The sequence below is a fragment of the Mucilaginibacter sp. genome (genome assembly GCF_965277465.1).
Lineage (GTDB): Bacteria > Bacteroidota > Bacteroidia > Sphingobacteriales > Sphingobacteriaceae > Mucilaginibacter.
Genome location: NZ_CBDICW010000001.1, coordinates 1,899,771 through 1,914,800, shown reverse-complemented (window position 1 = coordinate 1,914,800; position 15,030 = coordinate 1,899,771). Strand labels below are relative to the sequence as shown.

Here is a 15,030-nt window from a genome sequence, read left to right as displayed (position 1 = left end):
TGATTGACTTTCGCTTATCTTTCCTGACCGCCCCAAAGCTGATCAAGTAGAATGTAGCACCTTGTAAGTACAGGTTGCTAAGACATCGCAGGGTCTAATCCCTCCGTCTTTCTCCATAAGCACCACAAAGATGCGCAATAAACAATTAATATGCAAGAGGGCTTTGGTCACCGTTCTTTCCTTTTTGAACGTTAATTCCACCCATTTTTATAACAAAAGACTTAACCCTTATCCACAAAAAAAGCTACCCTGAAAAACAAGGCAGCTTTTAATAAATTGTTTGGTGTTGATTATCTTCTTCTGCCAAATACTCTTAACAACATTATGAAAAGGTTGATAAAATCAAGATAAAGGGTTAAGCCACCCATTAATGCCATTTTTGAGGCAGTAGCATCACCGTACTCTAAGCCTGCACCAATGTTTTTTAGTCGTTGCACGTCATAAGCAGTTAAGCCTACAAATACAGCTACACCTATATAGCTGATAAGCATATCTAAGCCCGAGCTATGTAAAAACATATTTACTAAACTTGCTACTACAATGCCTATCAAAAACATAATAAGTATTGAGCCAAATTTTGTTAAATCCTGCTGAGTAGTATAACCTGCTATTGCCATAATACCAAACACTACTGATGTAGTTAAAAATACACCTAATACAGAAGATGCTGTATAAATAGAAAGTATAATACTTAAGCTAACGCCAGTAACTGCTGCATAAGCAATAAATATAACCGCCAAAACAGGATAAGCAATTTTGTTAAGTCCAAACCGCATTATTAAAACAAATGCTAATGGCGCTATCATTGCTAAAAAGCCTAATCCTGTAAAGCTATGTGTTGCAGGATCAATTATCTGTGCCCTAAAGTTATCATTGGTAGTAAAAGTGTATGAACAAAGTGCAGATATACCTAATGCAACAAACATCCACATAAATACATTTGCCAAAAATTTACGCGATGCATCAGTTTCATTTATTTGAACTACGTTTTTGTATTCGTAATTTGATGTGTTATTTTCCATTTTTTATTTAAAAAATTTATGAGTCAAATTTAATTATTGATTTTGGATATTAGACAACAGATTAAAGAAATAGTTTAATATGCAGATAGTTTAAATGCAAGAGGTAAAGGGTGAAATAGATTTAATACCTATATCCTTCAGCCTTTGCTGCTCCCTTCAATTAGTTCAGCCTCCTTGTCAATTGCTCCTCCACCTTTTTAAACAGCTGTATGGGTTTAAGGGTTCGCCAGGCCAGGTCATCGAGCGCACCACCAAAATTAATGTAGTAATCAATATTGTTGCGTTTAAACTCGTCAATAACATGATCCCTGAAATTTATACCCGCTATCCATCCATCTTCCACATCCTGAAACCATTCTTCATAGTAACAGTCATCAGATGAGTGAAAGTTAAGTATATTTTCGCCTATCAGGATAAAGTGATTGATGCCATTATCAATCATCAACTCAATTATTTCGCGTTTCAGCATCATAACATCGTTATTGATAGCATCGTTCCACTCGCCTATAAATTCAATTATAGCGTATGATTTTTCGTAATCGGCAAACAATACCTTCATATACAAGGTATTGGAACCAAACGAATCCCATTGTGGGTGCAGCAGGTAATTGTATACCTGCTTATCAAATTCAAACTCGTTATACTGCGTTGCGTAAAAAGGCGAATATTCATCCTCCGCAGCAATATAATCGTCACGCCATTTATAATATGGTTCTATCTCGTGCATAAATAATCTTAATTAAATTTTGCCCAAAGTTTAGGGTAAAGTTTAGGTAATTCATTATCCTTCCAATTTTCACCTTTTGTGGGCGGCCCTCCAAAATCGTAATTAAGCCCTTTTTTGTATACTACATCCCTTGGGAAAGTATCATCTTCAATCTTTTTGCCCGTTTTGATTTTATAAGCATTTGTTGAGATATATAGAAATTCCTCTAAATCTGTATTGGTTCCTTTTTCAATAACATCAGCGAGGGAGTCAGGACTTTTAAGCGTTTTTTCAAAAGTTTTTCGTCCCGTACTTATTAACCAACAACGGAAGTACAAAAATGAGTCGTCCGAAACAGAACCTTCAATAATTTTCTCAGCTCCAATGATTTTAAAATCGTTAGCGTCAATCAGCTTTTTAGAAAATATCATTTCAAAGTCTATGATCTGCTCAGCAGTATAATCTGATAGCTTTTGGGTGATAACCTGAATTTGAGTCTCTTCGCTCCCATTAGCAACATTAAAAGAGTAGTCTACTATATTCCAAAATTCTCGCTCGTCCATTTTACCTCCTTTTTCAAACTTATACAACCCAATTGGCTGTTGCTTTTTAGTTTGATTTATACACCCGAAATTCAGAAATATTAATGAAAGTACTAATGTTTTTAAAATCGTCATTGTGAATCAACCTGTTTTTGCTGATAATTCTCCACCGCTTTTCTGACACTACCATATTTTTTCAGCATATCAGCAGCAGTTTCCTCATTTAAACCGGTTTCGGCCATCACCATTTTAGTGCCACGGTCAACCAGCTTATTATTGGTCAATTGCATATCAACCATTCTGTTACCCTTTACCCTCCCAATATTTATCATTACGCTGGTCGTCAGCATATTTAAAACCAATTTTTGTGCAGTACCGGCCTTCATCCGGGTTGATCCGGTTAAAAACTCAGGCCCTGTAACTACTTCAACCGGGTATTGTGCTGCTGCCGCAACCGGGCTGCCGCTATTACAAACAATGCAACCCGTTGCAATATTGTGCTCGTTTGCCTTTTTTAAGCCACCAATAACGTAAGGCGTAGTGCCCGAAGCTGCAATACCTACCAACACATCTTTATCGGTAATATTGTATGCCGACAGATCAATCCAGGCTTGCTGTGCATTATCCTCGGCAAATTCAACGGCTTTGCGGATAGCAATGTCGCCACCGGCTATGATACCCACAACCTGGTCGAACGGAACGCCGAATGTTGGCGGGCATTCCGATGCATCTACCACCCCTAACCTGCCGCTGGTGCCTGCACCTATGTAAAAGAGTCTGCCACCGTTTTTCATCCGCTCAGCTGTTACAGCTGCCAATTTTTCAATCTGTGGCAAAGCCATAGCAACCGCCTGCGGAACGGTTTGATCTTCTTTGTTAATGTTTTCAAGGATCTGGATCAGGCTCATTTGCTCCAGGTTATTGTAACGCGACTCTTTTTCGGTAGTGGTTTCCATTTAAGGCGGATATTTTTTACAAAATTGGTTAAAAATGTTGAGAATTTGCCCGGCTTTATATCAACCTTGTTAGATGGTTTTTAATTGTTACTATCTGTTTACAATCAAATTATTATTCATCAAAACTGCTGCTTATGATTAACACAATGCAACAAATCAGTAACTTTGTAATCTAACAGAGTATGAAAAAGGCTGCGGGTGTAATTTTCAGGACCATGATATTGCTTTTGCTGGGGATAGCTATTGGGCTGTTTATCAGTGGTAAAAATTTCATGACCCGTAACCTGGGCTTAACCGTTGATGAAAACGATAAAGTATCAAAGGTTTTATCGCTGGTGAGGCAAAACTATGTAGATTCTGTTAATGTAGATAGCCTTGAAGGCGTTACCGTTAACAGCATCCTTCAAAAGCTTGATCCGCATTCACTTTATTTACCGCAGCAACAGGCACAAAGTATAAACGAAGGATTGGCCGGCGGCTTTAATGGCATTGGTTTAGAATACCAACTGCTGCGCGATACGCTTTTTATTACACAGGTTTACCCTGATGGTCCCGCAGCAAAAGCCGGGCTAAGCACCGGCGACCGCGTAATAGAGGTTGATCATAAAAAATTGTCGGGTACACACCTTACTGTTGAGTCTGTAAATAAAAAACTCCGTGGCGAAAAAGATTCAGACATCGTTCTTTCTGTTGCTAAACCAAATTCGGCAGAGCTGAAATTATATCCTATTAAACGTGGCTATGTAGATTTAAGCAGCCTGGATGCCTCCTACATGGCCGCTCCACAAACAGGTTATATCAAAATCAGTAAGTTTGCTTTAACTACCGATGCCGATTTTCGCGAAGCGATAGAAAAACTTAAGGCTCAGGGGATGCAAAAATTAGTGCTTGACCTTAGGGACAACGGAGGCGGCTACCTCAATACCGCTACGGCACTTGCCGATGAATTTTTGAAAAAAGGAAAGCTAATTGTTTATACCAAAGGCACCCATGATGAACGCCGGGATTATTTTGCAACAGACTCGGGCGAGTTTCAGGATGGTAAGTTAGCTGTTATTATTGATGAGTATTCGGCTTCGGCAAGTGAGATCTTATCGGGTGCCTTACAGGATCTGGACAGGGCTGTTATAGTTGGCCGCCGTTCGTTTGGCAAGGGTTTGGTGCAGCAGCAGTTCGCGTTCGGGGATGGCTCAGCAGTTAATTTGACTGTGGCAAGGTATTATACCCCATCGGGCAGATCTATCCAGAAATCATACAAGGCCGGGGTTGATAATTACCATAATGAAATAGCGGAGAGGATGCGTAAAGGCGAATTATTTTCTGCTCAAAACAATTTAAATGATAGTATTTTTAAAAGGCCATCGCCTTATCATACCTCGGGCGGAAGGAAAGTTTTTGGCGGCGGCGGCATTATGCCTGATATTTTTGTACCTGCCGATACTACATTAGCTACCCCCCTGTTGCAATCATTAAACAGCGAGCAGCTTTTTACCGCTTACGCAATTGACAGAATGCAGCCCGATCTTGATAAATTTAAAGTATCTGATGACTTTGTAAAACAATACACCATCAGCGATGAAGCATTTGACAACTTTATTGTTTATGCCTCGCAAACGGTTAAGGAAATGGATTCACATGATCTGCTTATTTCTAAACCGATCATAAAAACGATGCTCAAGGCTTATGCCGCCCGCTTTAAATGGGGCGAAAATGCCTATTATCAGGCTGTTAATACGGATGATATTGCTTTACGGAAAGCTATAGAAGCTATTAAGTAAACACTCTTTGCTTAAGAAAACATAAAGCATTGTGTTTTTACAGACCAGAATATTTTGTAGAGGCATAATACTTTGTGTCTCACCACACCACGATGCATCTCCCTATCAGGCATAAAAAAAGAGACACAATTAATTTGCATCTCTTTAAACAAGAATATTTTACGCAGTAAAAATTACTTCTGCCTGAACCACACCTGTACTGGTGCACCTTCAAAATCAAAGTTTTCCCGCAGCTTATTTTCAATAAAGCGGTAATACGGCTCTTTTATGTATTGTGGTAAATTACAGAAGAACGCAAACATTGGCGATGTGCCTGCAATTTGTGTTATATATTTTATTTTTACGTATTTACCCTTGATGGATGGCGGCGGATAAGCCTCAATTATCGGCAGCATGATCTCGTTCAATTTTGAAGTAGGGATCTTTTTGATCTTGTTTTGATAAACAGCATTTGCCGTTTCAATCACCTTTAACACCCTTTGTTTTTCGGTTACCGAAGTAAACACAATTGGCACATTGGTAAACGGTGCTATTTTATCGCGAATCTGTTCTTCAAATACCTTAACGGTTTTGTTGTTCTTTTCTATCAGATCCCATTTGTTTACTACGATAACAACACCCTTTTTATTTTTCTCGGCCAAGTGAAAGATGTTTATATCCTGCGATTCTATACCTTCAACAGCATCAATCATCAGGATAACTACATCGGCTTCTTCCAGCGCCTTTATGGTACGCATCACCGAGTAAAACTCAATATTTTCTTTAACCTTTGTTTTTTTACGTAAACCAGCAGTATCAATCAGCATAAAATCATGCCCGTACTGGTTATAATGTATATGGATAGAATCGCGGGTGGTACCTGCTATAGGTGTCACAATGTTACGATCCTTACCTATCAGCGAATTGATGATAGATGATTTACCTACGTTAGGCCTGCCTACAATTGCATATTTTGGTAATTGGTTTTCTTCAACCTGCTCATCATCAAAATGCTTAACTACATCGTCAAGCAACTCACCGGTTCCTGAACCTGTCATTGATGATATATTGTAAAGCTCGCCTAAGCCCAGGCTATAAAAAACCATCGAGTCGGCCAGTAGGTTGGTATTATCTAACTTGTTTACTACCACAAACACCGGCTTGCTACCTTTGCGTAAAATGGTAGCTATTTCATCATCCAAATCGGTAATGCCGGTAGTAACATCCACCATAAATAAAATAACGGTAGCCTCTTCAATTGCAATAGCAACCTGCTCGCGGATGGCGGCTTCAAATAAATCGTTTGAGTTAGCTACATAGCCACCTGTATCAATTACGGTAAACGAATGGCCTATCCACTCAGAAACACCATAATGCCTGTCGCGGGTTACACCGCTAAAATCGTCGACGATGGCTTTACGGCTTTCGGTTAAACGGTTGTATAAAGTTGATTTGCCTACGTTGGGCCTGCCCACTATGGCTACTATGTTACTCATTTTAATATTTAGATTTTTATATTTATGAATCAGGGACATGGCCAAAGCCCAATATCCCGACTCATACTTTAATGCTAATTTACAAATCCGATCAGCATAAATCTAATATCGTAATTCGTAAATCGTAATTCAATTAACTATTCGTATCCGAATTTTTTAAGGTAGTTCTTTTTGCTGCGCCAATCAGGGATCACCTTTACAAACATTTCTAAAAAGATCTTTTTCTGAAAAAACTCTTCCATGTCGCGGCGGGCATAAGTACCAACTATTTTAAGCATTTCGCCGCCCTTACCAATAATGATATTTTTTTGCGAATCACGCTCCACAATAATTTCGGCACTCACCCGGTGTAAGGTTTCGCCCTCAACAAAAGCGGTTATAATTACTTCGGTACTGTATGGGATCTCTTTTTTGTACTGTTTAAATACCTGTGCCCTGATCATTTCTGATGCAAAGAATCGATCGTTACGATCGGTAAGCGCATCCTTTTCATAATATGGCGGATGCTCGGGCAAATGCTCAATTACAAAGTTCATTACCGAGATCACATTATGATCGTGCAGGGCCGAAATTGCAAATACGGCCATCGGGTTTAATTTCTCCTGCCAGTACTCTACTTTTTTCTTAACTGTTTCCTCGTCCGACTGATCAATTTTGTTGATCAGTATAGCTAAAGGCGCTGTTGAGCCCTCTAACTTTTTCAAAACGTCGGCCTCATCATATTCCTCATATATATCTGTAACCAGCAAAATAAGGTCGGCATCCACTATCGAACCATCAACCTGGTGCATCATGCTCTCATGCAGGGCATAGTGCGGTTTAATAATTCCGGGGGTATCAGAAAAAACTATCTGGTAATCCTCATCATTCACAATACCTAAAATACGGTGACGAGTGGTTTGTGCCTTAGGCGTTATAATCGACATTTTTTCGCCCACAAGCGCGTTCATCAATGTTGATTTACCTGCGTTGGGCTTGCCAATTATACTCACGAAACCTGCCTTATGCGCCATAGAAAAATAATTAAAATAATATTTGGACTGCAAAGAAACGAATTATATCTTTGCAGTCCAATTAAAACGGAGTGCAAATTGCATTTTGACAATTGGAAGCAACTTTCCGAAGTTATGATCGGATCGCAACATACAAAAAAACAGTGCGGGATGGAGCAGTTGGTAGCTCGTCGGGCTCATAACCCGAAGGTCGTAGGTTCGAGTCCTGCTCCCGCTACCTGAAAAAATCAAAAGTCTTTAGCCGGAAGTCTAAAGACTTTTTGATTTTAAAACAATGCGGTAACGGCATTAAATTGAATACACAGTTACACCTTTCTGCAGTAATGAAGCAGATCTTAAAATTAAAACATAGTGCGGGATGGAGCAGTTGGTAGCTCGTCGGGCTCATAACCCGAAGGTCGTAGGTTCGAGTCCTGCTCCCGCTACCCAGAATTAAAGAGAAAGCCTTGAATCGAAAGATTTGAGGCTTTTTTGCTTTTTTGATCCTGGCAACTCAGCCGCTTTCAGCAGTTTAAACTCACTTGGAGCGATCCCTTATTTTTGTTTATCTTGGTCTATGAGCATTACGGAATTTATCAGCGGGGCGCCAGATGAAAGACAGGCCGTTTTAACCGCACTGCACGAAGCTATTATAGCAAACGATCCAACTGTTATTGCAATGGTGAAGCCGATGATGGGTAAGGATATGATTTTATACGAGCAGCGCTGCTATATGAAGTATGCGTTAGCCGATACAAAAAAACACATGTCGCTGCATTGCCTGCCAATGTATATGATCCCGGCGCTGTACCAGCAATTTGAAAAGTGGCTGCCTGATGCTAATTTTCAGAAAGGCTGTATTAATTTTATAGGCGAGGCCGATCTGCCTTTAATTACCCTGGCCAAAATAATCACCGAATGTTCGGCTGTTAATATTGCGGAGGTTTTAGAAAACCGGAAAAAGAAAAAATAAATGAGCTGGACTTGCCCTAAATGTGAGCGCGAACTGCCTAAAGCAGATCAGTGGCATTATTGCGCCAGGGTTAGCCTCGATAGTTTGTTTGAGGGCAGACTGCCCGAAATGGTGCTGGTGTTTGATAAGATACTGGCCGAGGTAGCGGATTGGGAGGGCGTATTGGTAAGCACTACACCGAATTGTATCGTTTTTGCCAGGCGGCTAACTTTCTTGGTGATCAGGCCGATGAAAAAGGAACTGGACATCAAGTTCTATTCAAAAACACCACATCCCGAAAAACCGATACTTAAAAGTATAGCCGTAGGCAATAAGTTTCAAAACCATATCCGCATTGCCCTGCTGGATGATCTGCGGCCGGCTTTATTTAAATACATCAGGGAATCTTATGATCTGCTGTAATAAAATTAGAGCCACTCAAACCATCATTATATCTTTATAATTATCAGGATCCGAAAGCTTAAATATTTCGTAAATTAGTATAGTAATTAACTGGAGGATTTACAATGAGCAAATTAATAAAATGCCTGATCTCTGTTTGCAGCATTATTTTAGGATACGCGCTTTTATGGATGTCGTGGGGTGGTGTAATTAACGTTGGTGTACTAATTAATTCTTTTATGTTTTGTATTTCAGCATTCTTAATTGCTGGTGGTGTTATTGGCTTCTTTATTGTTTTGAGAAAGAAACAAACTGCGCACAACTACTAAATTAAATTTAAATCTTAGGTTTCCACAAATCTTTGGCAAGCTGCTATTTAACAGCCATTGCTATTTATGGTGCGTTTTGTATATTTGAGAGTAGTATTTCTTAAATCTTATTCGCGCCAATATGAAAAGCAAATTTATTTGTCTGCCAATAGTAATGCTTGTTTTTTCCATCAATGCTATTGCCCAAAAAACTTACACAGGGAATGAAGCTGCAGACCGCGTACAAGCGCAGCGAAGAATTGCAGATGATTTGATAGATAAAAAAAGCACCCCTGCGCAGATTGAAAAAGCCGTAATGATATTGAAAAATGCTATCGCATTTTTAGATAGTGTGCCTATAAAAGCGATGGCTCCTACCAATGCCTATTTATACTATCGCCGTTCGGATGCTAACCGCGATTTGGCAAGCGGGTATGCACTGCTTGGTCAAAAAGATTCGGCACTTAACGCGCTCGACCGGATGTATGCAAACGGCGCCTCGAGCGGGGTTATCAAATTCATTGAAAACGAGCCAACTTTGGATACTCTTCACGATGAGCCACGTTATAAAGCCCTGATACAAAAGTTAAAAAACAATGGAGCACTTTGGCAAAATACCGCCTTTAATACACCTTATAAAACTAACCTTACTGATGCGGAGAAGGTAGCCGGGCTATCGTTGCTCTGGTCGCAGGCGAAGTATAATTTTGTGAATTTTGACCATGCCAATATCGACTGGAATCAAACCTATCTTGATTATTTGCCCAAGGTTCAAAACACCAGATCAACTGCCGATTATTATAAGGTTTTAATCAGTTTTTATGCGCTGTTAAAAGATGGACATACCAACGTTTATGTGCCCGATTCTTTAACGTCGGAGTTTTATAGCAGGCCACCCTTCCGTACAGAAATGATAGAAGGGCGAGTTTTTGTGAACCAGGTTTTTAGCGATAGTCTTTATAAATCGGGGATTGTACCCGGCCTGGAGGTTATTAAAATTGATTCGGTACCGGTTATAAGTTATGCCGAAAAGAATGTGAAACCTTATTTAAGTGGTTCTACCCCGCAGGATATTGAGATCAGGGAGTTTTCCTATGCACTGTTCTCGGGCCCTAAAAATAAACCTTTAAGCATTGAATTTAAAGATAGCAAGGGTAAAACTATAAACCGAAAAATATCCCGCACTGGCTATCACGATGTAAAAGGGTTAAAAACAATGGAATATCAAACCATTGGCAACATAGGATACCTAACCATTAATAATTTTGAAGATAACAAGATAGTTAAGCAGTTTGACTCGCTTTACAGCGAGATAGCCAAAACAAAAGGCCTGATCATAGATATCAGGTACAACGGTGGCGGCGATGGCGGAATTGGCTTTAACATCCTGCGGCGCTTGACAGATAAACCTTTTTTAAGCTCCGAGGCAAAAGTGCTCCGCAATTATTCAAGGCCCAATGCCGAGCCCGAATGGGAAAATTATGGTACCGGCCAGTGGTCGCCTAATGGTAAAATATTTTATAACAAACCGGTAATTGTATTGATAGGGCCGAGAACATTTTCGGCAGCAGAGGATTTTACCGTAGCCTTTGATTATATGAAACGTGGCAAATTGATAGGCTTGCCTACGGGTGGCAGTACCGGGCAGCCTGTTCCATTTAATTTGCCTGGCGGAGGAAGTGCACGCGTATGCGGTAAACGGGATACCTATCCGGATGGAAAAGAGTTTGTTGGTGTAGGAATTATGCCCGATGTTGTGGTTAAAAAAACAGTTAAAGACTTGCTGAGCGGAACCGACGCAGCCAAACAAAAAGCATTAGAACTATTAAACAAGTAATTTCTTGTATCCATAATCCATATTTAAATATAGGTCCGATCTTTAATTAATACCTGATCCGCAAAAATAAAGCCTTGTAACCATACCATAAAATTGTAACAATACCGTACGTGCACGTGTCCGGTATTGTTACAGGCACTTAATTATACAATACATTAAAACCTGATAATAAGATAGTTAAATCATTGGCACAAGGTTTATAATAAGTATACAGGTTAAGTTAAAACTGTTACAGCATGATCAGGAACTATATCAAAATAGCATGGAGAAATCTTATCAACAATAAGTTTTCTTCGGTAATTAACATAGGTGGTTTAGCCATCGGGATGGCGGTAGCTATGCTGATCGGCCTGTGGATCTATGATGAGCTTTCCTTTGATAAATACCACAAGAACTACAACCGCATAGTACAGGTGATGCAAAATCAAACCTTTAACGGTGAGATAATGACCGGCAGATCAATGCCTATCCCTTTGGGATACCAGCTAAGGGCCAGTTATAAAAGCGATTTTAAATATGTTGTACTGGTACGCCCGGGCGACCATATTTTAGCCGCCGGCGATAAAAAGCTCAATTCATCAGGCATGTATATGCAGGCCGAAGGCCCTGAAATGTTGACCCTCCGCATGATCAGCGGCAGCAGGAACGGTTTGCAAGATCCTTCCTCTATCCTGCTTTCGGCAACTATGGCCAAATCACTCTTCAGCGATGCCGACCCGATAAACAAGGTCATCAAAATAGACAACAAATTAAATGTAAAAGTTACCGGTGTGTATGAAGATCTGCCTAAAAACACTACACTTAATGATGTGTCCTCATTTATAGCCCCCTGGGATCTGTATGTTACATCCGAGCCATTTTTAAAACGTGCGGCTTCTATGTGGGGTAACAACTCATGGGCAATATTGGCCCAGCTGCAACCCAATGCCAATATTAAAACGGTAAATGCTCATATTAAAGACCTGAAGTTGAAAGGTCTGGCTCAAAATAACGATTTGGTGGGGCTTTCATTTAAAGCACAGGTATTTTTACAACCCATGAGCAAATGGCATTTGCACCAGGAGTTTAAAAATGGCGTAAATACCGGCGGCGAAATTCAATTTGTTTGGATGTTTAGCCTGATAGGCGTGTTTGTATTGCTGTTAGCCTGCATTAACTTTATGAACCTGAGCACTGCCCGGTCAGAAAAACGGGCTAAAGAGGTGGGCATCCGCAAGGCTGTTGGTTCCATGCGCGGCCAGCTGATTATCCAGTTTTTTGCAGAATCTTTGTTGCTGGTGTGCTTTGCATTTTTAATTTCCATAGTTATTGTTCAGTTATCGCTGCCTTTGTTTAACCAGGTTGCAGGTAAGCAGATCAGTATCCCGTTTACTAACCTGTTGTTCTGGTTCATTGGGATAATTTTCAGCTTAATAACCGGTTTAATAGCCGGCAGTTATCCGGCCCTTTACTTATCATCCTTTAACCCGGTAAAAGTTTTAAAAGGCACTTTTAAAGCCGGGCGCTATGCTTCCCTGCCGCGAAAAATATTAGTGGTAATGCAGTTCACCGTTTCGGTAATGCTGATCATCGGGACCATGATTGTTTTTATGGAAGTCCGCTTCTCTAAAAACCGTCCGGTTGGATATAACCAGAATGGCTTGATACAGGTTGAACTGAAGACAGAAGGTATTCAGCGAAATTTCGGTTCGGTAAGGAATGACCTCATTGCATCGGGTGCCGTAACTGAGGTGGCCGAGTCTGATAGCCCGTTAACTGATATATGGTCTAACTACAGCGACATTATATGGCCCAATAAAAACCCTAATCTACAGTCTGATTTCGGGATGATCTCTGTAAGTAATGAGTACGGCAAAACGGTTGGCTGGAAGGTGAGTGATGGACGTGATTTTTCGCGGGCCTTTGTGTCAGATTCCTCTGCAATGATAATCAATGAAGCTGCCGCTAAATTTATGGGGCTCAAACATCCTGTTGGCCAGGTTATCCGCTGGGGCCGCCCTTTTAAAATTATCGGCGTTGTTAAGGATATGGTGATGAAATCGCCTTTTGACCCGGTAAAACCTACTATTTTTTATTCATTACAATATTTCGGCAGTGTTTTAAACATCCGGATCAACCCCAAAATTAGTATAGCTGATGCGTTGCAAAAAATAAAGACAATCTATACTAAATATGACCCCGACAGCCCGTTCGATTATCATTTTACAGATTCGGAATATGCTAAAAAGTTTGAAATTGAGGAACGGATAGGTAAGCTGGCTGGCGTATTTACAGGCCTTGCTATTTTCATCAGCTGCCTGGGGCTATTCGGTATGGCTTCGTTTGCTGCCGAGCAACGCCGGAAAGAGATAGGTGTACGCAAAGTATTGGGCGCATCAATAATCGGGTTATGGCGGTTAATGTCTGCCGAGTCTGTTGTACTGGTAGCTATAGCCTTAATTATTGCCATGCCAACAGCAAATTACCTGATGCAGGGCTGGCTGCGAAAATACACCTACAGGGTTCAAATATCGTGGTGGCTGTTTGCGATAACAGGTACAGGAGCACTATTGTTAACCCTGTTAACGGTAAGCTATCAAAGTATAAAGGCGGCAATGGCAAATCCCGTAAAAAGTTTAAAAACAGAATAATTTTACCGATAATTTGGGAGGTGATAATAAAACCAGGAGCCTTAAATTGAAAGATTTGAGGCTTTTGATTTATAAAATGATAGGATTATGTATTTAGTTTGTACTTATTCATCTTAAGGTTTGGAAACACAATATTGTCAACATAGATGATGAACTGAATAACCTTACCTTCAAAACAGACGGTGCCCCTATCCTATAGCTTTTCGTATAGCACGCACACCATGTGGGCAATTGGCGTGTAAGTAACAATACTGTTATTTACTTATTATCAATATGTACTTAACAATAGATTGTTAGTTTAGAATCAGAAAATAATATTACATAACTGCCCATCATGAAAGCAAAAGTTATACTGATTACTATATTCGCTTTGGCATATATAACCCAGGGCTGCAAAAAAGACAGTGCAAAACCCAAACCAACTACCAGCATTAGTAAACCGCTTACTATTAATCAGTCGCTTTCTGGTAAATGGTATTTTGTAAAGGATACGGTAGTGGCTACTGATTTTAACACGCCCATAGTTTTCCCACAGAGATATTCGTTTATTGGCAAATTTGATTATCTTGAATTTACTGCAGACAGTGCAGCCAAGATAAATGAACAGATCGGCCATGATGCCATGATGACCAATTTTATTAAGTTTTACGTTAATCCAGATCACCCGGATACCTATCCGCCTTATATTTATAAGTACAAAGCCTCAGCTGCAGACAGCACTTTAAGTTTTACCGGTTCAGACGCCTCAGGCGGCTATGCTATCAAGAAATTAACGACCGATAGTTTAGTACTTTTTATCCGCACCGAAATTACTAAATATCCGCACGATTACAGGTTTAACCAATATATACGCTTCAGCAGATAGATAGTTTTGTGTTCTTACAGGGCGGGCCCGGGCCATACAGGTAAAGCCTTGAATTGAGAGATTTGAGGCTGTTGATTTATATAAATGATATTTATAATTAAATATGTACATTAGTATAACTAAACCAATTAATTAAAACACAAATGGGAACTCCGGAAATCATATTAATAATAGCAGCAGTAATAATGGTCTTTCTTGCAATAAGATTAGTTACTTCTTTATTTGATGCAAAAAAAATCAAATAATTAAGCAAACATAACACCACCTAAACTTTTGCATATAATATATATTTTGTTTTGAAATTTATTGAGTGGAATTATCCTTTTAATCCTAAAAGATAAAATATGTTTGTGGGTGGATATATTTTAAGGTTTTTTGGTGTGATCATACTTTATCTGTGGCAATTAATAGTTTCTTTTTTTCACAAAAGCATATATCCTCATTTAAAGATATTGGGTTAAACCACTATAAAAAAGACTTTTACACATCAGTCAGTAACGAGCTATTGCAAAAGTTAACAGGCTTTTTTTCATCCTGTTTTTGATATACATTTTCTAAAACCACC

General features: G+C 39.7%; 13 protein-coding genes, 2 tRNA genes and 1 riboswitch. Of the genes, 9 read left to right on the top strand and 6 right to left on the bottom strand.

Annotated elements, in window-relative coordinates; translation table 11 throughout:
- Positions 1–11: 11 nt before the first annotated feature.
- A riboswitch (SAM riboswitch) is annotated at positions 12–122 on the bottom strand.
- Positions 123–290: 168 nt separating this feature from the next.
- The 4 genes from ACQY4U_RS08715 to murQ all read right to left on the bottom strand — a co-directional run bounded on the left by ACQY4U_RS08715 (position 291) and on the right by murQ (position 3,226).
- Positions 291–1,022 carry a Bax inhibitor-1/YccA family protein gene (locus ACQY4U_RS08715; RefSeq protein ID WP_428329004.1) on the bottom strand — a complete coding sequence of 244 codons (732 nt, stop codon included), beginning with the start codon at positions 1,020–1,022 and terminating at the stop codon, positions 291–293.
- Positions 1,023–1,182: 160 nt separating this feature from the next.
- Positions 1,183–1,749: a hypothetical protein gene (locus ACQY4U_RS08710; RefSeq protein ID WP_428329003.1), complete on the bottom strand. Its 567-nt coding sequence runs from the start codon at positions 1,747–1,749 to the stop codon at positions 1,183–1,185.
- 8 nt (positions 1,750–1,757) lie between these two features.
- Positions 1,758–2,405 carry a DUF4240 domain-containing protein gene (locus ACQY4U_RS08705; protein WP_428329002.1) on the bottom strand — a complete coding sequence of 216 codons (648 nt, stop codon included), beginning with the start codon at positions 2,403–2,405 and terminating at the stop codon, positions 1,758–1,760.
- Positions 2,402–3,226 (bottom strand): N-acetylmuramic acid 6-phosphate etherase, encoded by an 825-nt coding sequence (gene murQ / locus ACQY4U_RS08700; protein ID WP_428329001.1) that lies wholly within the window; start codon positions 3,224–3,226, stop codon positions 2,402–2,404. Before murQ ends, ACQY4U_RS08705 begins: the two co-directional genes overlap by 4 nt.
- Before the next feature lie 182 nt (positions 3,227–3,408).
- Here murQ and ACQY4U_RS08695 point away from each other — a divergent pair, with 182 nt between their 5' ends.
- A complete protein-coding gene (locus tag ACQY4U_RS08695) occupies positions 3,409–5,004 on the top strand; it encodes a S41 family peptidase (RefSeq protein ID WP_428329000.1) in 1,596 nt (531 codons plus the stop codon).
- Positions 5,005–5,177: 173 nt separating this feature from the next.
- On the opposite strand, the gene der is transcribed toward ACQY4U_RS08695, so the two are convergent.
- Complete coding sequence (gene der, locus ACQY4U_RS08690; RefSeq protein WP_428328999.1) at positions 5,178–6,479, bottom strand: ribosome biogenesis GTPase Der; 1,302 nt, start codon at positions 6,477–6,479, stop codon at positions 5,178–5,180.
- Positions 6,480–6,616: 137 nt separating this feature from the next.
- Entirely contained in the window at positions 6,617–7,492 is an 876-nt protein-coding gene (gene era, locus ACQY4U_RS08685) for a GTPase Era (protein ID WP_428328998.1), read from the bottom strand.
- A gap of 144 nt (positions 7,493–7,636) precedes the next feature.
- On the opposite strand from era, the gene ACQY4U_RS08680 reads away from it, so the two are divergent.
- The 8 genes from ACQY4U_RS08680 to ACQY4U_RS08645 all read left to right on the top strand — a co-directional run bounded on the left by ACQY4U_RS08680 (position 7,637) and on the right by ACQY4U_RS08645 (position 14,465).
- Positions 7,637–7,709, top strand: a tRNA-Met gene (locus ACQY4U_RS08680).
- A gap of 135 nt (positions 7,710–7,844) precedes the next feature.
- A tRNA-Met gene (locus tag ACQY4U_RS08675) sits at positions 7,845–7,921 on the top strand.
- 127 nt (positions 7,922–8,048) lie between these two features.
- A complete protein-coding gene (locus tag ACQY4U_RS08670; RefSeq protein WP_428328997.1) occupies positions 8,049–8,444 on the top strand; it encodes a hypothetical protein in 396 nt (131 codons plus the stop codon).
- Positions 8,445–8,846, top strand: coding sequence for a DUF5655 domain-containing protein (locus ACQY4U_RS08665; protein WP_428328996.1), 402 nt, complete (start codon positions 8,445–8,447; stop codon positions 8,844–8,846). It abuts the gene before it with no gap.
- 104 nt (positions 8,847–8,950) lie between these two features.
- The gene (locus tag ACQY4U_RS08660) at positions 8,951–9,154 is read left to right on the top strand and encodes a hypothetical protein (RefSeq protein ID WP_428328995.1); all 204 of its coding nucleotides are present in this window, start codon (positions 8,951–8,953) and stop codon (positions 9,152–9,154) included.
- A gap of 121 nt (positions 9,155–9,275) precedes the next feature.
- Entirely contained in the window at positions 9,276–10,970 is a 1,695-nt protein-coding gene (locus ACQY4U_RS08655) for a S41 family peptidase (protein WP_428328994.1), read from the top strand.
- Positions 10,971–11,206: 236 nt separating this feature from the next.
- The gene (locus tag ACQY4U_RS08650) at positions 11,207–13,600 is read left to right on the top strand and encodes an ABC transporter permease (protein WP_428328993.1); all 2,394 of its coding nucleotides are present in this window, start codon (positions 11,207–11,209) and stop codon (positions 13,598–13,600) included.
- Positions 13,601–13,934: 334 nt separating this feature from the next.
- A complete protein-coding gene (locus ACQY4U_RS08645) occupies positions 13,935–14,465 on the top strand; it encodes a hypothetical protein (RefSeq protein WP_428328992.1) in 531 nt (176 codons plus the stop codon).
- Positions 14,466–15,030 lie beyond the last annotated feature (565 nt).